At 45.7% G+C, this 18,527-nt stretch carries 15 protein-coding genes; 5 read left to right on the top strand and 10 right to left on the bottom strand.

Going from position 1 to position 18,527, the window contains the following annotated elements; genetic code table 11:
• Window positions 1-153 precede the first annotated feature (153 nt).
• Both QUB66_RS26140 and QUB66_RS26135 read right to left on the bottom strand, forming a co-directional pair.
• Window positions 154-552 carry a hypothetical protein gene (locus QUB66_RS26140; RefSeq protein ID WP_332970187.1) on the bottom strand — a complete coding sequence of 133 codons (399 nt, stop codon included), beginning with the start codon at window positions 550-552 and terminating at the stop codon, window positions 154-156.
• Window positions 553-772: 220 nt separating this feature from the next.
• Window positions 773-940: a hypothetical protein gene (locus QUB66_RS26135; protein WP_265235405.1), complete on the bottom strand. Its 168-nt coding sequence runs from the start codon at window positions 938-940 to the stop codon at window positions 773-775.
• Between the two features lie 64 nt (window positions 941-1,004).
• Between QUB66_RS26135 and QUB66_RS26130 the strand changes: the two genes are divergently transcribed.
• Window positions 1,005-2,114, top strand: coding sequence for an extracellular solute-binding protein (locus QUB66_RS26130; RefSeq protein WP_332970188.1), 1,110 nt, complete (start codon window positions 1,005-1,007; stop codon window positions 2,112-2,114).
• Window positions 2,115-2,352: 238 nt separating this feature from the next.
• On the opposite strand, the gene QUB66_RS26125 is transcribed toward QUB66_RS26130, so the two are convergent.
• The 3 genes from QUB66_RS26125 to QUB66_RS26115 all read right to left on the bottom strand — a co-directional run bounded on the left by QUB66_RS26125 (window position 2,353) and on the right by QUB66_RS26115 (window position 7,153).
• A complete protein-coding gene (locus tag QUB66_RS26125; RefSeq protein ID WP_332970189.1) occupies window positions 2,353-3,285 on the bottom strand; it encodes a YwqG family protein in 933 nt (310 codons plus the stop codon).
• A gap of 104 nt (window positions 3,286-3,389) precedes the next feature.
• Window positions 3,390-3,920, bottom strand: a complete 531-nt coding sequence (locus QUB66_RS26120; protein WP_265235402.1) for a hypothetical protein — start codon at window positions 3,918-3,920, stop codon at window positions 3,390-3,392.
• Between the two features lie 20 nt (window positions 3,921-3,940).
• Window positions 3,941-7,153 carry a PAS domain-containing protein gene (locus QUB66_RS26115; protein ID WP_332970190.1) on the bottom strand — a complete coding sequence of 1,071 codons (3,213 nt, stop codon included), beginning with the start codon at window positions 7,151-7,153 and terminating at the stop codon, window positions 3,941-3,943.
• Window positions 7,154-7,591: 438 nt separating this feature from the next.
• On the opposite strand from QUB66_RS26115, the gene QUB66_RS26110 reads away from it, so the two are divergent.
• Window positions 7,592-7,741, top strand: coding sequence for a hypothetical protein (locus QUB66_RS26110; protein WP_265235400.1), 150 nt, complete (start codon window positions 7,592-7,594; stop codon window positions 7,739-7,741).
• Window positions 7,742-7,828: 87 nt separating this feature from the next.
• On the opposite strand, the gene QUB66_RS26105 is transcribed toward QUB66_RS26110, so the two are convergent.
• Window positions 7,829-8,959 (bottom strand): aldo/keto reductase, encoded by a 1,131-nt coding sequence (locus tag QUB66_RS26105; protein WP_332970191.1) that lies wholly within the window; start codon window positions 8,957-8,959, stop codon window positions 7,829-7,831.
• A gap of 5 nt (window positions 8,960-8,964) precedes the next feature.
• Window positions 8,965-9,474, bottom strand: a complete 510-nt coding sequence (locus tag QUB66_RS26100) for a bifunctional nuclease family protein (RefSeq protein ID WP_265235398.1) — start codon at window positions 9,472-9,474, stop codon at window positions 8,965-8,967.
• A 252-nt stretch (window positions 9,475-9,726) separates the two neighbouring features.
• On the opposite strand from QUB66_RS26100, the gene ribE reads away from it, so the two are divergent.
• Complete coding sequence (gene ribE, locus QUB66_RS26095; RefSeq protein ID WP_332970192.1) at window positions 9,727-10,443, top strand: riboflavin synthase; 717 nt, start codon at window positions 9,727-9,729, stop codon at window positions 10,441-10,443.
• A gap of 149 nt (window positions 10,444-10,592) precedes the next feature.
• Here the strand turns inward: ribE and QUB66_RS26090 are convergent, their stop codons facing one another.
• The 3 genes from QUB66_RS26090 to QUB66_RS26080 form a co-directional block, all read right to left on the bottom strand.
• Window positions 10,593-11,483, bottom strand: a complete 891-nt coding sequence (locus QUB66_RS26090; RefSeq protein WP_332970193.1) for a glycosyltransferase — start codon at window positions 11,481-11,483, stop codon at window positions 10,593-10,595.
• A 248-nt stretch (window positions 11,484-11,731) separates the two neighbouring features.
• Window positions 11,732-14,134, bottom strand: a complete 2,403-nt coding sequence (locus QUB66_RS26085; protein WP_332970194.1) for a hypothetical protein — start codon at window positions 14,132-14,134, stop codon at window positions 11,732-11,734.
• Between the two features lie 75 nt (window positions 14,135-14,209).
• The gene (locus tag QUB66_RS26080; protein ID WP_332970195.1) at window positions 14,210-15,943 is read right to left on the bottom strand and encodes a peptidoglycan DD-metalloendopeptidase family protein; all 1,734 of its coding nucleotides are present in this window, start codon (window positions 15,941-15,943) and stop codon (window positions 14,210-14,212) included.
• Window positions 15,944-16,625: 682 nt separating this feature from the next.
• On the opposite strand from QUB66_RS26080, the gene pgeF reads away from it, so the two are divergent.
• Together pgeF and QUB66_RS26070 are read left to right on the top strand one after the other, a co-directional pair.
• Complete coding sequence (gene pgeF / locus QUB66_RS26075; RefSeq protein WP_332970196.1) at window positions 16,626-17,507, top strand: peptidoglycan editing factor PgeF; 882 nt, start codon at window positions 16,626-16,628, stop codon at window positions 17,505-17,507.
• Window positions 17,508-17,688: 181 nt separating this feature from the next.
• Window positions 17,689-18,300, top strand: coding sequence for a CPP1-like family protein (locus QUB66_RS26070; RefSeq protein ID WP_332970197.1), 612 nt, complete (start codon window positions 17,689-17,691; stop codon window positions 18,298-18,300).
• The last annotated feature ends 227 nt before the right edge of the window (window positions 18,301-18,527 follow it).

Below are 18,527 nucleotides of genomic sequence, written 5' to 3'. Positions count from 1 at the left end.
GGGCATAGGGCATAGGGCATAGGGCATAGGGCATAGGGCATAGGGCATGAGGCTCTCCTCACTTTTTTGAGAACCGCGATAAGTATACGAGCATAAATCAACGCAACTTGTATTGTTATATCTGGATTAATGCCCAATCGCCAGCAGCAATATCTAATTAGACCCGCCTACCTGTTGCGAGTGAATTCTTTTGGAGAGCAACTGTTCTTCCAAGGCAGCAATTCGATTGTAAGCTGCTGTTAGCTGAGCGGTAAGGCGCTGGATTTGAATCTCTGAACTTAGCTCTTTTTCCAAGCTTTGAGAATTCTTGTCGAAGTAGCTGTCATCTAACAGTATATCTTTGTGTTCGAGGAGCGCGTCGAGACGACTATAGGTTTGATATGACGAGGTTTTGTCATTTCCTAGCGTTCCAGGGCGATCGTTTTTCTGCTGCTGAATCAGCTTCGTCTCCTGGGCTGACTCCAATAACTTTTGATTGAGGTTTTCTATGAGTTTGTACAGAGCATCGACTTGCTGGGTCAATGCTGTAACTTGCTGGCGTAGGGCTTCCATAGAATCATCCTCTGGATAGTAATTTATATCTTTATATATAATATAAATCTTTACATAACTGGGATTTATCACTAAATTATTTAATTTTTGAGGTAATTGTTGTGTTCCCAATCCTGATGGTAGATTTACAGAATCAGCTTGAGAATTTGAGATTTGAGATTTTCTGGGACGCTGAAACGGGGGTTTTTAACCCATACTTCGTTCCAACCTTCAATCAGAGTTAAAAAACTCGGTTTCTGAGAGTTGGAGGGCGGAGTGTGCGGTGAGATTGACTCGCGCCACCAGTGCTTTGGGCAAAACAGACTCCGATCGCATCAGAACCTAGTACAATAGCTTTGTGTTTGAGGAATAAATAAAACCAATCGGCGCTAAATACCGGACTCGACAAAGAATTATTTACCGGGCCGCAGAACACAAAACATCGGTCAATATTTAGAAAAGCGGATTCACAGGTGAAACGAAGGTCTTTGCTATTGGGCGCAGCCACCCTAACTTTAAGTCAATTGGCCGCAGGGTGCGAGTCGAAGCCCACTCTCAAAATTCGATCGCTCAAAAACGGTATTCCAGCCCAACTCGCAAGCAAATTTAGCCGCGACTTACAACCGTCTCCGGTTTTGCAGGTAACGCAGGAAGCACAATTAAAAGAATTATTCGCTTTGTTGCAAAAGTGGAAACGGACACCCGCAGCCAAAAATCAAGCTGACTTGGTGATGTTGGGAGATTATTGGCTGACTTTGGCAATTCGGCAAAAATTGATTCAGCCGATCGATCCTGCTACAATTAATAATTGGTCAAAATTGCCCGAAAGATGGCAAAAACTCGTCAGACGCAACGATGACGGTCAATTAGACGCTAAAGGTCAAGTTTGGGCTGCACCTTACCGCTGGGGAAGTACGGTAATTGCCTATCGAACCGACAAATTTAAGACTTTGGGGTGGACTCCGACAGATTGGAGTGACTTGTGGCGAGTGGAATTGCGCGATCGAATTTCGCTACCGGATAGTGCAAGAGAAGTTATCGGTTTAACCTTAAAAAAACTCGGCAAATCTTACAATACGCAGCAATTAGATCAAGTTCCAAACCTCAAAAAAGAACTGGCAAACCTGCACCAACAAGCTAAACTTTATAGTTCCGATTCTTACTTGCAACCCTTGATTTTAGGCGATACTTGGTTAGCCGTCGGTTCCTCTGGCGATGTGCTGCCACTGTTGCAAACTCAAAGCGATATTGCTGTAGTAATTCCTGCTTCTGGAACTGCGCTTTGGACTGATTTGTGGGTACAACCCGCATCAGGAAAGCCAGTTTCTTTAGCAGAAAAATGGATTAATTTTTGCTTGCAGCCTCAAATTGCTCCTCAATTGTCTTTGCTGGCTAAGGCTAGTTCCCCGATAATTGTCGGCATGAAACCGGAGGATTTGCCGGCAGATGTGCGCAGTAATTCTGTGTTGTTACCGGAGGCTAAGATTCTTGCTGCTAGCGACTTTCTGCTGCCTTTCGGGGATGCGGGGATTGCACAATATCGATCGCTCTGGCAAGAAATTCGGCAAGTAGTGAAAGGCTAAAAGTGAGTTACGTAGTTGCGCTGAAGCGCTCTTTGATCTATGAAATAGCGGGGAGCATCGCAGTTTTACATTTATAATGCTGTCCCCGCTCCCGTATTGTACAATAGGCGATCGGGACAGCATTCAAAGAAAAAATGCTTTTCGCAAAAATGAGATGCTTCCAAAGAGCGCTGAAGCGCAACTACGTACCTTAGAACAATAAAAAAATAGCACGGGTTGAAGAGTTAGTATTTTAATTTTAATAACAATCGTAATTATAAATCACCTGAGAAAAATCTAATTTTTCTAAGTCCTCAGCGCGAATCAAAAAGTTGCCTACTCCATCATCACCCCAACAAATCTCATCATCACTAATCATGTGTAATAGCACAACTTTATGGTCTTTGTATTGCGTACTATACTCACGAGGGTCAGTTTGCGTAAAGTAGCCGTATCCCCCTATTTTATGGTCAATTTCGTATATATTAGCATAATACCAATCATTTAATTTGTCATCATCTGCATCCATTACATCAAAGAATTGTTTAAGCTTTTGTTCTCCAAGAAAATTATTAAATTGATAGTCTTCTGGGCAAACCCACTCATTGTCAGACTTAAACTGTAAAGCCAAACATTCTTGATAATTATTCACATCTTGGTGCTTTAAAGGTGAATAATGTTCATAAAGACAATCGGCAAAAGGATTATAAATCGGACAATTATTTTTCTCAAAAAATTGCACCGCACTAAATCTTTGATTGTTTAAAGTTGAATATGTCTCATTGACATCCAACAAAAAAGCAAAATATGTTTGACAATAATTTATGTCTATTTCGGGGAAATACAATATTTTAAAATCTTTTTGGTTGTCCAAATTATCTAAATCCGTACCATACAAATCTGTGTCACCAATGTAAAACTGCAAAATTCCTTGTTTGGGAAAAGGGGCTAAATATGGCACTTGGGCAAAAATTTCCTCAAAATTGAGTTGTGCCAAAAGGTGCATATATTTTCCATCACTATCTTTGGGAAAATCGTAACCTTTCGGCAAGTAAGGCACTCCGCCAAATTTGCTTGACCACAAATCAGTCGCCTTGCGTTCGTAAGTGATTTTGATAACAGGCTTTTCTGAACTTTCAATTTCTTGACGGAAAGGTTCTAATTCAGCAGGAAGTTCAAGGGTTGTTTTCATTTTTTTCTACGAATTATAAACCGCATTTATTAGCTAAAATGCACGGTGCATCAGCTATTGATTTATCGATTATCCTGAAAACAAATCGCTGCTGACGCACCCTACTAAAAGCTTTTGATTTTGCCTCGGAGACCGGGATTTGACAGAGATTCTAAATCAATTTTACAGTTAAGCCGATCGCCCTTGCACGAATAAATCGCCAAAGCCGTCCCTTGACGATTGCAAACTCGCAGATTGTAGCCGTATTCGCTCGACACAGTGCCGAAGCGGTTGACAAACTGATAGCGTTCGATATAGTCTAGCAAACTCCACAGTTGGCGGTTGACGATGATGATTACCAAAGCGTTATCGCGATCGACAAACCAGCGATCGAGCAATTTACCACCAAACTGTTTTTCTGCTAACCACAGACTCGGCACGCTTGGTTCGGTTTGCGACAGTGGTGGCGACGGGAAATTAGCAGCATCTCCAGTCGGGCAGACTGGCTGCTGGGAGAATGCCGCAGATTGTCCCCACAGCAAGGCTGTGATGCAGGTAGAACTGGCAATTAGGAACAAAAATAAACTTTTTGTCAAAATGCTATCTCTGCGGCGGGAAACTTGATTTTTGGGGCGAAATTTGCGGTTATTCATCATATTTTATTGCTACAAAATCATTAAAATTCCGATCGCCTAAACAACGAAGCAGGCAGAAAAGCCGTAAAAGTAGAACCACAATCTAACTCGCTGCTAACTTCAATATCACCGCCCATCATCTGACAAAAACGCTGGCTGATAGTCAATCCCAAACCAGTACCGCCGTACTTGCGAGTAGTTGAATTGTCCGCTTGAGTGAAAGGTTGAAACAGTCGCTCTTGCTGTTCTTTTGTCATGCCGATGCCCGTGTCAGTCACTCGAAAAATTAAATATTCCGAATCCAAAATTAACATTTGAACAACTCGCGGTTGATATTTGTTTTTTAACTCTTCGCTGGTAATTCTTTCGACAGTAAGTACGATCGCCCCATTAGTAGAAAATTTAGCAGCATTGCTCAGCAAATTTAGCATTACCTGCCGCACTTTCATCAAATCGCCGTGCATAGCGCCGATATTGTCAGCAATCAATACTTCCAAAGTATTAGCCTTTTTATCCATTAACGGTTTGATAGTTGTTTCCACCTCCTCGATTAAGCCGCCAACATCGAAGCTTTCGAGATAAATCTCCATCTTGTCAGCTTCAATTTTGGAAATGTCCAGAATGTCGTCAATCAGTCGCAGCAAGTGTTTCCCAGCAGTGCGAATTTTGTCTAAATCCGAGACTACCTCTAAGTTACCTAACTCTTCGGCATCTTCCACCAGCATATCGCTGTAGCCGATAATCGCATTCAGGGGAGTCCGCAACTCGTGGCTCATGTTTGCTAGAAAAGCACTCTTGGCGCGGTTGGCGACTTCTGCCGCTTCTTTGGCCAACTGCCACGCTTCCTCAGCGTCTTTGCGATCGGTGATATCCCGCAACGTTGCCACCACGGCTTCCACGCTGCCGTCTGTGGCACACAACGGGCTGAGAATGTACTCGTAGTCCCGAATTCCCCAGGCTGCGGTGGGGACTATTACTTCGCCTTTCACAGGCTCGGATGTGGCAAATATGCGATCGCACTCTTCATGAACCCGCTGCATAATTTTTGGTGGCCAACCTAATTCCTGCCAGGTTTTGCTAATCATTTCTCTGGGGTTCATGCCGGCAGCTTGGGCGGCGGTGCGGCTGACATAGGTGTATTTTCCCGATCGATCTACTAGAAAAATTAGATCAAGGGAAGCGCTGAGAATGCCGTCAACTGTTCTGGCGTGTCGCGCTACTTGAGCCGTCATTTGTCTGACTGTGATCGCGCCGCGGGCTCTAGCCGCCAGTTCAAACTGCAAGAGTTCATTGGCTTGTTTGAGGAATAGCGTGCGCTGTTCGACTTCTACTTCTAGTTCTGCTTTAGCTTTTTCTAGGGTGAGTTCGGCTTTTTTGCGATCGCTCACATCTGTAGAAATTGTACCGACTGCATAAGCTTTGCCTTTGGAGTTGCAGAGGGGAAATTTCAGAGAAATATAAGTGTGCGGGCCGTCGTCTTGAGGGATGATTTCTTCGAGGGTTAGAGGCGATGAGGATTCGAGAACTTTCAGGTCATTTTCTCGCAATGCTGCTGAAGAGTCTTCGGGAAAAATATCGCCGTCGGTTTTCCCTGTTATTTGCTCTTTTGCGATGTCGAACAAATTGTCAAAATGGCGGTTGGTGAGTAGGTATTTTCCCTCAACATCTTTGATGTAAATTACTGCTGTTGAGTTGTCTAAAATCGCTTGCAGCAGTGCTTCGCTCTTGCGCAGGGCTTTTTGAGTGTTTTGGCGATCGAGCATTTCTGGCTGCAATTCCCAGTTGAGGCGATTTAAGTCTTGCCAAGCTTCCTGGACTTGGTTTAAGGCGATCGCGCTTTTTTCTACTTCTGTATTTGCCGGCCGCGAATGGTTTGAGACGGAGTTGGCGGGCAATTCTAGGGGTTGGAAAACGAGCGGGATCTGGGGATTTGCGATCGGGCGAGCGGCCGCCAATTTTTTATTATATCGAAAATCTACGGCTAATTGACCATCTAAACTCGATTTTTTAGGGAATAAATCGGGGAATTCGTCGAAATTTAAATTTTCATAAATTAGACCAAACTTCCGGGTTCGCTGCGGCGGTTCCGCGCTGGAATTAGAGGGCCAATTCCCGTCTGCTGTTGATAAATTTGAGTTAGCTGGTTTGGCAATCCGGCGGGTGACTGCAACTGCCAAGGTGAGGGGGGCGGCGGCAGACAGTGCCAACAGCAGCCAATTGTTGCCCCACCAAGTTGCGATCGCAGTTTGTGGCATTCCCCGAACTAAAATTGCTCCAGGTTTTCCGGCTAAATTGTCCAGGGATTGAGCAGCCACTGTATAAGTTTGACTGCCTATTTGTATTTGCTGGGCGACTGGTTTTCCTGCGGCGGTGAGTGCAGATTTCAGGAGAGATTGGTCGGCTAGGAAGTCTGGCAACTCTTGATTTTTTGTAAATGCTTGCGAACTTGCCAATACAAATTTGCCGTCAGTTGGCACGGAGTAGATAGCGCGATATCCGCCTTGTAAATTGACGGTTTCGCTGCTAGCAACTGCCGCCGTTTGGCTGAGAACTTTTCCTAACACTAAGGCAGCAATCACTGTCTGAGTTTTTGGATCTTTTACGGGAATTGCTGTGTAGCGGACGAGGACGCTACCGTCTCCCGCAGCGCGCGGCAAAGATCCCAATTGTTTCTGAACTTCAGATTTAGCAATTATTTCGCTGGCGGTTATTGGCTTTTTGGCAGCAAATACTCGATCAACTATTTTTTGCAGGTTAAAACTTTTTTCCTTCTGCTTGGGGTTGACGCTAACAACAATCTGCCCGTTTTTTCTAACTAAGGCAGCACTATCTATTTCCCCTGTTTTGACTTGATTTTCCAAAATTTGCTTGACAGATTTTTGCAAATATGATATTTCATTGCCGCTGTTGTAAGCTGAGGCTATTTGGGCGATAGTTTGGCTGTCAGAGGATTTTTGCAAACTGAATGCAGCGCGATCGAGTTGAAGATTGTAGTTACTTTCACTCAGGCTCAGTTCAGATTTAGCTTGATTTTGCAGTTGATTGTTGCCAACAGTCGATGTTAGCCAAAGTATTCCTCCCGTTAATCCGACTGGCAAGATTGTTTGTAAAGCCAGGAATCCAATTAGCTGGTTTTTAGTGACAGATAAGTTGTAGATGCACGGCCTGAAAGCTGGTTTCAATCTTTCGGAAGTCGCAACTTGAGTGGGTTGCAGACAATTTGGCTGGTTATCGTTTAACTGAGTTTGAGCCATAGTAGTAGATGCTGAATCGGTTTTAGATGACAGGCGACAAATTAATCTGGAACCATCAATTTTAGATTTTACATTTTAGATTAAATTCAGTTAATCACTCATCAGAAAATTGTTTGCTCTCGCCTGGCCAAACAAAGCAATAAATGACTGGGTATTTTCCAAGGAATCGAGTTTCTGGCTGTTCAAGCAAATTTTTTTATTTAGTTGTTTTCACATATGCTATCGGCAGCTATTTAACCCACATTCCGCACGTCAATTTGTAGTATGCCAAGTAATACGAAAATTCTGAGTTATTTGACGTTTTATTTGTTTTGTTTGCGTATAAATACTTAGCTTTTTCTGTTTTGGCGTTTGCCAAACTACCAAACAGGTGTAATAATTACATATTACATTTTGAAGTGCGGAATGTGGGATTTAAAGTTTGTTGGGCTCATCCCCATGAGAGCTTTTACAGGAGTGCGAGCATCTTGCTCGTTAGAGATATATAGGCAAGCGAGAATTTTGCTAGCACTCCTCAAAAACGCTGTTCACAAAATCGGGATGCTGCCGCAGACAGTCGGAAAGCTAGGTAGTTTGGCGATCGACTAGATCGTAAATCCACTTAGAAAAAGTCTAACTTAATTGTTGTAACACTTAGATCAGCTCGATCGCCCTTTTCCCTGCTTCAGCTTTTTTTCAATCCCATAACCGCCTGCCCGCTTTGCCGCCCAGTCGCTCATGAGTATCTTTGAGCAAAGTTGGGATGTCCAACTCTTCGGGACACCTGGGCAAACATTCGCCACAATCGGTGCAGCGGTTGCCTTTGCTGCCAGGAAACCAGTGTCCGGCATTTTCAAACATAGCATAGCGGTATTTGCCAAAGTCAGTCATGTCGCACCCAACGGCGAGATTGCGGAGTCGCAATACTTCAGGAATGTTGATGTTTTCCGGGCAAGGTAAACAGGCATAGCATTGGCTGCATTTGTCGGTTTTCAAACGATCGGCAATAACTGATTCTAGCCTCACAAACTGAGCGATTTCGGCATTGGTGAGGGGAAAGTCGCGATCGCAATATTTCAGAGGTTCGTCTAATTCTGTCGGATTTGCCGCCCCCACACTGAGAGTCCCAATTCTAGTATCGCTCAGTAAAAACCGATAGTTCAACTCTAAAGGCGAGAAAGGCGAACACAATTGTGCGAGAGTTTCCGGGGGCGTGTAGAGTTGCCCTCCTTTATCTGCCGGGGAAATGATGAAAACGCCCATATCTTTGTGCTTGGCGAGTTCAATTGCCGGGGCGTTGCGCTGAAAAAAATAGTAATAATGCAGATTGACAAATTCAAACAAATCTGTATTGATTGCAGCCAAAATCAGATCCAGAGGCCCGTGAGTCGAGAAACCGACGTGCCGAATTCTGCCATCAGCGAGGGCTTTTTGTACAGATTTTATGCAGCCTGTGGGCGATCGCACGATCGCCAAATGTTCCCAAGTATTCAAACCGTGAATTGCCAGACAGTCGATATAGTCTAGATTCAGACGTTTGAGGGACTCATCAATGCAGCGTTCAGTTGCAGCAGCATCGTCCGTTGGGGGGATTTTTGTAGTGACGTGGAAGCGCGATCGATCGACAGACAACCCAGCTTTGAACGCCGCGCCGAGATATTCCTCGCTGCAACCGTAACCCACCGCCGTTTCCAGGTGATTGATTCCCAGAGACAGGGCCTGCCGTACAGTCTGGCAGGCAATTTCCTCAGAAGCCAAATAGCGCATGGTTCCCAAGGAAAATACAGACAGGTGCAAGTTAGTTTTGCCAAACCGTCGATAGCGCATAAATGTTACGAGGAAGTTTCGCCCTGACTGAAACCGCTTCTCTTGATCAAATCCTCCGGGCGGAGGTTTGAGATAAATTCGCGAAAAGCCCGGCGTTCGGCCTCATCAGCATCTCGATCGACCGGTATGGAAGCATCGGCGACGACTTCTTCCATCACCCAGATGGGGCTATTCGTGCGTATGGCCAGGGCGATCGCGTCGCTGGGCCGGGCATCGATTTCTTTTTTTACTTCACCCTGACGGACGATTAGGACGGCATAGAACGTGTTATCTTGCAGCGAGTGAATCACTATTCGCTCCAAGGTCAGGCTCCAGGCCTCTAGGAAATTGACCATCAAATCGTGAGTTAAAGGTCGAGGAGGCTTGTGGCCTTCTAGCGCACTAATAATAGCCTTTGCCTGCTCCTGACCGATATAAATAGGCAAAGCGCGTCGCTCGGTAGAGTCTCTCAATAGGACAATAGGGCTGCGCGTGGCTGCATCTAAGGCAATTCCAGCGACTTTCATTTCAATCATTCGATCGGCCTCATAGAATTAAGACACTGCAAGGCGGTAGAGAACTTGGACATAATAGATGACCTAAATCCAGTATGACTCGATCTTCCCCTGAATCTACAACCGATCGGCATCAGTCGATTTTAGATTTGAGATTTTAGATTTGAGATTGACTCTACACAAATACAGGGACAGCGGGACGGTAAAAGCTCCTGCGTCTGCTTTGTGTCTGTGGTTTGATGTAAATAAGCGATCGACTACAAAAAAATAACTATGTTTACAGGACTAATTCAATCTCTCGGAAAGCTGAAGTCGCTAGGCAACGACTACTTCCAAATTTCCTGCACCTCAAGTAACTCCTACCAGATTTTACAAGATTTAGCCATTGGCGATAGCGTAGCCGTCGATGGAATCTGTTTGACGGTAGTAGAAGTTCTGCCCGCGAAGGGTTTTGTCGCCGTCGCTTCCCCAGAAACCCTGCGCCGCAGCACTCTGGGTTCATTCCCCGATGCTTGGGTGAACCTAGAAACCTCCCTGCGCGCCGGTAGCAAATTGGGCGGACATTTTGTAACTGGACACGTAGATGCGATCGGCACTTTAGCAACATCAACCCAAACCGCCAATTCTTGGGAGATGCGGTTTACAGCCCCACCAACAGCCAATGCAGCATGGCAACGTCAAATTTCGCCCTACATTGTGTCCAAAGGCAGCATCGCCGTCAACGGCATCAGCTTAACCGTAGCAGATTGCGATGATGACGGAAATTGGTTTGAAATTGCCGTAATTCCCCACAGTTTTTCCGAGACAAACCTCAGCTATTTGCAACCAGGAAGTTTAGTCAACTTAGAAGCAGATATTCTCGGTAAATACGTAGCCAAATTTCTCCGCAGTGGCTCAAAATCCCATCCCGAACCCTGGGAAGAAAACCCTGCAATCAACAGTTTGGGAACAATTACCCCTGAATTTTTAGCTGAACACGGATTTATGTAATTTTTCAGGTACGTGCGAAATTGTAATGTGCGTCAGCCACGAATTATTTTATCAATGATTAACGGCTCAAAGCTGACGCAACCTACCAACTACTAACTCGGCTTTTCTCTCTGCGTTCTCTGCGCTCTCTGCGGTTCATTAATAAAAATCTATTCCTCAACAAAAACATTTTTCTCCCAAAACAATCCCGCAGCAATTCCCGCTTGAGAAACTAAAAACAAAGCTGCAATTAATAGCCTTTGAATACCCGAACCGTGAAACAATGGATAAGTTAGCAAATTTAGATAAAATGACGGATGTTGCCCTTTCCCCTTCGCCCCGTGTTTCGAGACAATTTCCCCAAACAAAAAAGCACCTCTACCGTAATTGAATTGTTGCCGCCAAAATTTGCCCAGAGTTAGTGCGTGGGAGTGATAGACTATAACTTCGGGAGCGTAGACCGCGCGGCCTCCCAAATTGAGCCAGCGAAAGCAAAATTCCCGGTCTTCTCCAGCCGCTAGCGAAAAAGTCGTGTCAAACCCGCCGATTTGTTGGAAAGCCTCAGCAGAAAGGGCAAAATTGTTAGAAGTGAAAAATTGCGCGCGATCGGCGATCGCATTATAATAACTGTAAAGGTAATCGATCAGTTGCTGGCTGGCAGTAGAATAAATGTTATCCGGCAGTGCGTTAACAGTTCGACCTCCGATTAAGCAATCTGGTGTTTCCCCAAATCGCTTTTCCAGATTTTGCAGCCAATCTGCCGCCACAGTACAGTCATCATCTGTAAACACTACAAATTTGCCCTCTGCTGCAAAAGCCCCAGTATTTCGCGCCGTTGCGGGGCCGGAGTTTGGTTGTGTCAGAAGTATGAGATTTAGTTGACTTTGAAAAGGGTAAATTGTAGTTTCTACAGATATTTCGGTGCTATCATTGACGACAATCACTTGAAACCGATCGCGCGGATATTCTAGTTCCACAAAAGACTGAAGACACTGCGCTAATTTGTCCGGGCGATTGTAAGTCGGAACTATAATTGAAAATAGAGTTTTAGCTTGGTTCATTATAGAAGAAGGAAGAAGGAAGAAGGAAGAAGGAAGAAGGAAGAAGGAAGAAGGAAGAAGGAAGAAGGAAGAAGGAAGAAGGAAGGCTTGAGTTTGTAGGGTGCGATCGAGGGGGGAAATTATTGAGTAGGCGATCGCCAAATTCAGCCCTGACACACCCTACAATAACTTAGTTCACTGGTGATCTTCGGTGGGATACAAATTCAACCGCTGCGCAGTGCACACCCTACGAAGGGAGAAATGCTATTTTATTTTTTTAAGCGATATAATACCGACTCAGTATTAAAATCTTTGCCGAAAACTGGTTCCAGCGGGCCTTCGGGACTTGTCAGCCAAGATAAAGCTAGTTTGGTGTATTCGTCCATCTCAGTCAGGGGGCCGAATGCCACCATCGTAATTTTATTTTTGTGTAGGTTGTCAATCCATGCCGGAAGTCGATCGGCTCTAAACGGCACATATAAAACTTGTCTGTCCAAATTTCTCCCGTAAAACAGGTAACTGCGGGAACTCAAAAAGAAGCCGATTTTTTCATTTGGTACTGTATTTTTATCAATATACTCGTAAATGCCACGATACAATTCGGCGCGAGCAACATCTCGCTTTTCCCTCGCTACCCAACCAGCACTTACCATTAATGCTATACAGGCGCAAATTATTATTATGTAACTCGACTTTTTCAGGCTGGCGAGTAGATTTTTTAACCAGATTAAACTGGGATTCTGCTTAAATATAATCCAACCCAGCAGCAGGAATCCAAGATAAATTAATGGGTATATTCCTAAAGATAGCAAACTGGGAGCTAATATTTTTATTATATTATTGATGGCTTCCCCGATATTAGATTTAAACTGATCGATCAATCCGCTTCCCCAAACAATACTGTTTCCTGTAAAAGAAGCATTTTTAATCAGGTCAAAAATTGTGTTACTAACAATGCCGGAAATACTGCTAATTAAAACAATTGCTACAATTACTTGCTTGCGAGTTTTCAAGAGAGTTGCGGTTGCTGCTGCTGCGATTCCTAGTAAGCTTAAAAAGGGAAAGCCGTATCTGAGATTAAAACCTAGTATAGGGCTGAGTTGACCGATCGACTCTCCGGCCGTCCCGGAGGTGTAAGGTGTAATAAGATACAGAATTCCGGTGCTGGCGAGAACTACGGTTAAGATGACATTATTTTGATTAATTATTCTAGTTTTATGTTTGATCAAGGCTAGAGGTGCTGCTAATACCTGAAGTGCGATCGCCAGAAATGGCAGTTGCAATCTAATGAGGATTTGCAAGCCGAGTGTTTGCCAGTGGGAAATATTGCTGGGATTAAATTGAGCTGCTAAGGTGCTTTGCCAAATCTTCAAAAGTGGCGAAGCTGGGGGCGCAGGTATGGTAGGTATTGGCTGCTGTACGGGAGGTTTTGGAGACGGCGTTATGGTCGGTTTTGGGGATGCTACGGGAGGTTTTGGAGGCGGTACGGGAGACGGTAAGGGAACAGAGGGAACAGGCTGTAAGGGAATGTTAATCTCGCGGGAATCACTAACAGGATAATTGATATGCAGCAAGTTTCTTGCATACCAAAAACCTCCTAAAAACAAGCAGCAAAGTATGCCGCACAGCAAGACTGGTTTGATGTGGCGAATTCTAAAATTAGTTAGTGTATAATTTTTATTAACGGCGAATCTTTTAATTTCTAATATTCCTAATCCTCCTAAAAGGCAGAATGTATAAACTAATCCGGTGATTTTAATTCCGGCTAGCATTCCTACGGTTGCCAAAAATAGGGATAACTCGGATTGCGATCGGCTGCTATGATAGGATAAACCTAGATACAAACCTACTGTAAAGATTGCAGCTAGCGGTAAGTCTGGGTGAATGGTATTAACTTGGTTGAGCACCATCGGTACTGTCAATACTAAAGATGCTGCTGCCATGCCGTTAATGCGGCTTGATCCAAACTTTATGCTCAATAGATAGACAGAAATTCCTTCAAGTACCCAGGCAATTAGGCTGGGAAAAGCTGTGAGAAAGTCTTCCCTGAATGGGAGTACACACAAAGCAGATAAAATGTGCCAATTGTACGGATATATTCGTGCTTGTTCGTGATCGAAAATCCAATTTCCAGCGGGATCTAATAATGTAAGTGAATGGGTTTGATACCATCGGGCGATCGCAGGTAGATGAAACCACAATGAGTCATAATTGGTTGTGGGCTTGGTGGCGAGAGTTTCCCACAGCACAAATCCTGCAAAAGCGGCGGCACTGATAATCAGGAGTTCGGATTTGCCGAGAGGTTGCTTGAGTTGGAGAATCTGCCAACGCGAGGAGCCGAAATCTAGGCTTTTTTTGGCGGAAATCAGGATTGAGCCGATCGCACAAATCAACATTTCTGCTATAATGACTTGAGCGAGACTTAGGCGATCGACACTCCCTAAAATTAAACCGATACAAACTTGTGCAATACTCCATCCCGTCAGGAGTACGAGGAGAAAATGGGGAAATGAATAGTTATTGTTTTCCTTCTGATTCTCGAAGGCCAGAGATAAGCTTAGGGGAATCGGGCCGACTACAATAATCAGAAATAAAATTAATTCCCACAAATACTGCGCTATTAGCATACGCTGCAAATTACCAATTTTTGTCGGCTCGCGAGTCCGTTCCAAAAAACATAAATTTTCTTGCGGGGTGGGCGAATAACCCGCCCCCTAAAAAAAATTCATCTAGCCAATTCCCAATTTTTACCTGCTAGCTTGCTTCTGAATTTTGGGTTTGGAGGCTTCCTTATCCTTCGGCGCAGAAGTTTCAGCTATTAAGAGTTCCGGGAATGGCGGCTGGAGGTTGTGAACTTCGATGTCCATTCCCAGGGGCAGAGGTGGAAGCTGGGGCATATCGTTTTCCAAATCCTTGAGTCCCTTAGCGCTTTGTGTTTCCACGAATTTCGGCATTTGGGGTATTTTGGCGGTTTCCAATGTGCCGATCATTCTTGCCACAGCGAATTCTAGCTGAGCACCGGGGTCGATCGCCACCCAACCCTGATCGGTCATTTGCCGAATCTCGAAGTGGAGGTGAGGCCCTGTAGACATTCCTGTGCTACCGACGCGGCCGATAGTTTCTCCCTGTTTCACAAACTCTCCGGGCTTGACAAACAGTTCCGAAAGGTGTCCGTAGAGCGTTTCCTGAGACTCTTTTTTGTGGTTGAGAACCACTGTTAAACCGTAGCCACCTAACCAATCGGCGATCGCCACTTGACCGGCATAAGCTGCGAGTACGGGCGTTCCCATCTCGGCACCCAAGTCTGTGCCGGTGTGAAACCTACCGTAGCCACTAACTGGATGAGTCCGCCACCCAAAGGGCGAAGTAATTTCCGCAGCAATCGATAGGGGAAACATCAGGCTAGTGTTGCCATTTCCGGGTTTACCTAAAGGACGCGGGGTGAGATTGTAGTAAGCAAAACCTGTATTGCTGCTGCTGCTGACACTAATCGCACCGACTTGCACCGGGCCGAGTCCCATGCTGGGTTCGGGGGGGGCAGCGGCGTAGGCTGCCGTGTTAACGGAGTATCCGGGGTTGGCGGGGTATCCGTTGTCTGCCGAGTAGCGCGGAGGTGTGTAAGCAGATTCCGACTGGTTTTCCTGCCCCCAAAGCTTGTTGCCTATGTATTCAACGGCTTGACCTACTTTACCGACAGGATTTCCGCTATTGTTTCCGGCGACAGTTCCCCGAATATTGCCCGGAAGGTTCGGAACAGTTCCGGGAAGGCTTTGTGGCAGATTTCGAGGAGGTGGGGTTGCAATATAAGCGCCACCTGCGCGGGGAGTTTGCGGGCTGTAGCTGGGTTCTCCAGCGATCGGAGTTTCTGGGCTGTAGCTGGGAGGGGGTGCTTCTGCTGTCACGGGTTCGGAAACAGCAGCAGGCCCGCACCCACCGCCAACTCCTTGGCAGCCGGTCGATCGTTCTGCAAACTTGATGGTTGTCGGCGCTTCGTAGCCACTTTCAGCGCCAACGCTGTAGTCGGTTTGGTCGGCAGCGCGTGCTTCTGGGTTAACTGGCGCTTCAAAAGGAGGTTCTTGGGCCGTCGCTTCTGGTAGGGGAATCAGCGCGGGCTCCGGTAGGTAAAATTGGGCCGGAGGTTGTTCGGTGACGTAATCTGGCGATCGGGCTGGAACTTCTGCCTGGGGTTCAGGATCTGGTTCTCGCTGTTCTTGGGCTGAGGGTTCCGGGGGCGCCAGAGGTGCTTCAAATAGTGGCTGAAGTTCTGCTGCGCCGGGGAGGGCTTGTTCTGCTGGTGGAGTTTCGCTTTGGGCCCAAACTATGCCTTTGCTGAGCAGTCCCAGACTGGCAAGGCAACCTAGTCCCACCAGCAGTGAGCGTTCGGACAAAAGGCGCGATCGAGTCCGGGCGCTTGTAGGGTTCTTTTTTTGCTGTTTGGTGTTCAAATTGGCTGTTATTTGCTTGTCTGGAACTGGTTTCACGATTTTTTTTTCCCAACTCTACAGGGGGGCGCAAGGAGATCAAGGTCAGGATCGAATCTATTGCAATCCTTTTATTTAATACAGACCTAATTGATTTTACCGGGCTTGAGGCAATTTTTTTTTCGCGAGTAGAACAAGTACAGAATGCCACTGTGTCGATTCGCGATCGATGCCCTGGTTTTTTTGATCCCGATTTTACTGCCAACTCGTCTGTGACGGCCACAATGATAATAACGCTTTGGCGTTCGCGTGTGTGCATTAGTTGCCTATATTTCTCGGTTATCCAAAATTTCGGCGCAGTTAGCCGCCGATCATCATTAGTGTCAACTTAAGCCTGAAACCATTGAAAAATCTCGTTTACCGTCTCTTGCCAGATCTCGGTTTTTTGGTAAAAGTCTGATCCCATAAAAGTTTGAAATTTTCAGGGCTAAAAGTCTAAAATCTTTGTACTGTCTAGGTTTGCTCGGTTTTGCCAGGACAAAATCTACACCTGTCAGGCAGATCTGGCAAGAGACGGTAAACAGCATTCTCTGAGTACATTTGACCTTAAATTGACATGAATGGCCGCCGAGTCATCCCGATTTTTTGATTTAAGCCGATCGCCCATTTAAACATTAGTCGCCAAAATTGTTGATTGTTTAGAATACAAGCTAATTGATGTGCTTGGGGAAGGATAAGTTTCATGAGTGTAGCTGGCGATCGCTTGACAAATTTTCCTGACTCTGAATGTACCGGACAACCTGACGGTATCAGTTGGCAGTGGCAGCAGAGTGCCGAAGGCTTGCCCTATCTGACTTGCAGCTTGCTCGATCGGTGGTCTCACGGCTTTTTTACTCGTGATTTCTCGCCGCGCGGCCCGATCGAACTCACGGAAGTTCTCGCACCAGGCTCTCCGGTTTACCGTCTCCAACAGGTACATGGCAATGTGGTACTCCAAACAGATCAATTACCCCCGGTTGTGGCTCTAGACGCAGAAAATGCTACCCCAACCTATGCTGAGGCTGATGGTTTGGTAGCTTCGCGAGATTTTGAGGCGGTGTGGGTTTGCTCGGCTGACTGCGTACCGGTGCTGATTGCTGACAGCGGCACGGGACTCGCTGCCGCCGTTCACGCTGGTTGGCGCGGCACTGCTGCTAAGATATTACCAGAGGCGATCGCTCAACTTTTGGCCGTCGGCAGTCAACTAGAAAATCTGAAGATTGCTCTGGGGCCGGCGATCGCTGGAGAGGTTTACCAGGTATCTGTGGAAGTGGCAGCCCAATTGGGAGCCACGATTGCTCCTAAGAGTGCTGTTAGTGCAACAGCCGACGGCATTCTGGATTTTTTACACCAACTACCCGAATCGCCTGTGTTGACCGATCCAGAACCGGGAAAAGTACGGTTGGATGTTCGTCTCTGCAATGCTCTGCAATTGCAGCAGTTGGGAATTAATTCTTCTCAAGTGGCGATCGCTCCTTTCTGTACTTATTCTGACTCGGCTCGCTTTTTTTCCTACCGCCGCGATCGACTAAAAAAAATCCAGTGGTCGGGAATTGTCAGCGACTCTAACACAAGTTCCCGCTAAAGGCATTCGGCACAAGGTAAAATTTTAGATAGCCTGTTCTAAAAATAACAATCTAAATAAAAATCTTTGGATTGACAAATTTTTATTTCGGAATGCCGAATGCCTTCTACCTTCTAGCCTCGTTTCGTTGCAGCCCTCTCAGGTTTAAAGACGCTGAGTTTTCCGCATACCCAAAAGTTTTATGAGTGAGCAAACTCCCTATCAACTGCTTGAAGTCGATGAAGATGCTTCCTTTGATGAAGTGCAAGAGGCCCGCACCCGTCTAGCCGAGCAGCACAGCGGCGACAAGAAACGTTTGGAATCGATCGAAATTGCTTACGACGCGATCCTCATGGATCGCCTCCGTCAGCGACAAGAAGGGAAAATTAAAGTGCCCGAACGCATCCGCTTTCCTGAGCGTTTGACTCCCCCACCCGCCAGCTTTACTCCGTCTGCTCCGTCGGGCAGCCCAGCTTGGTTGCAGCGGCTAATCGATACTCCTAGTCGATCGGATATTTTGTGGCCGGCTGGAGTTTATGCGGGGTTGGGCGGACTAAGTATTTATCCGGCGGCTAATGATTCTTTACTACAGTTGACTCTGGTTCTTGGGGTCGGCTCTTGTCTTTATTTTGTTAATCGCAAGGAACAAAAATTTGGTCGGGCTGTGCTACTAACTGTGGCTGGCTTGGTTATAGGCTTGGTGCTGGGAGGCCTTTTGGGCCCTTTGCTCAGTACGGCATTTATCTCAACAGAGAAACTTATTGCTTTGTTTACGTTTTTAATTCTGTGGCTGGTCAGCGGTTTTCTGCGATAGTCAGTTGTCAGTTGTCAGTTGACAGTTGACAGTTGACAGTTGGCAGTGGTTAATTATTGTTATTGATTAATTGTTATTGGTTGGTTCGTAGTTTTCAGGTGTTAGTAGTTAGTTGATTGTTACCAATTACCAATTACCAATTACCAATTACCAATTACCAATTACCAATTACCAATTAACAATTAACAATTACCAATAACTAATGACTGTTTACTAATGATTGATGA

It is taken from the genome of Microcoleus sp. A2-C3 (genome assembly GCF_036706065.1).
GTDB lineage: Bacteria > Cyanobacteriota > Cyanobacteriia > Cyanobacteriales > Microcoleaceae > Microcoleus.
The sequence above is the reverse complement of the archived record's forward strand: the minus strand, read 5'-3'. Positions and strand labels throughout refer to the sequence as shown.

Excerpts from the sequence above, each read along its gene's own strand:
- QUB66_RS26140 (WP_332970187.1), bottom strand. The coding sequence starts at position 552 with ATGGAAGCCCTACGCCAGCAAGTTACAGCATTGACCCAGCAAGTCGAT.
- QUB66_RS26125 (WP_332970189.1), bottom strand. The coding sequence starts at position 3,285 with ATGAAAACAACCCTTGAACTTCCTGCTGAATTAGAACCTTTCCGTCAA.
- QUB66_RS26120 (WP_265235402.1), bottom strand. The coding sequence starts at position 3,920 with ATGATGAATAACCGCAAATTTCGCCCCAAAAATCAAGTTTCCCGCCGC.
- QUB66_RS26115 (WP_332970190.1), bottom strand. The coding sequence starts at position 7,153 with ATGGCTCAAACTCAGTTAAACGATAACCAGCCAAATTGTCTGCAACCC.
- QUB66_RS26110 (WP_265235400.1), top strand. The coding sequence starts at position 7,592 with ATGAGAGCTTTTACAGGAGTGCGAGCATCTTGCTCGTTAGAGATATAT.
- QUB66_RS26105 (WP_332970191.1), bottom strand. The coding sequence starts at position 8,959 with ATGCGCTATCGACGGTTTGGCAAAACTAACTTGCACCTGTCTGTATTT.
- QUB66_RS26100 (WP_265235398.1), bottom strand. The coding sequence starts at position 9,474 with ATGATTGAAATGAAAGTCGCTGGAATTGCCTTAGATGCAGCCACGCGC.
- ribE (WP_332970192.1), top strand. The coding sequence starts at position 9,727 with ATGTTTACAGGACTAATTCAATCTCTCGGAAAGCTGAAGTCGCTAGGC.
- QUB66_RS26090 (WP_332970193.1), bottom strand. The coding sequence starts at position 11,483 with ATGAACCAAGCTAAAACTCTATTTTCAATTATAGTTCCGACTTACAAT.
- pgeF (WP_332970196.1), top strand. The coding sequence starts at position 16,626 with ATGAGTGTAGCTGGCGATCGCTTGACAAATTTTCCTGACTCTGAATGT.
- QUB66_RS26070 (WP_332970197.1), top strand. The coding sequence starts at position 17,689 with ATGAGTGAGCAAACTCCCTATCAACTGCTTGAAGTCGATGAAGATGCT.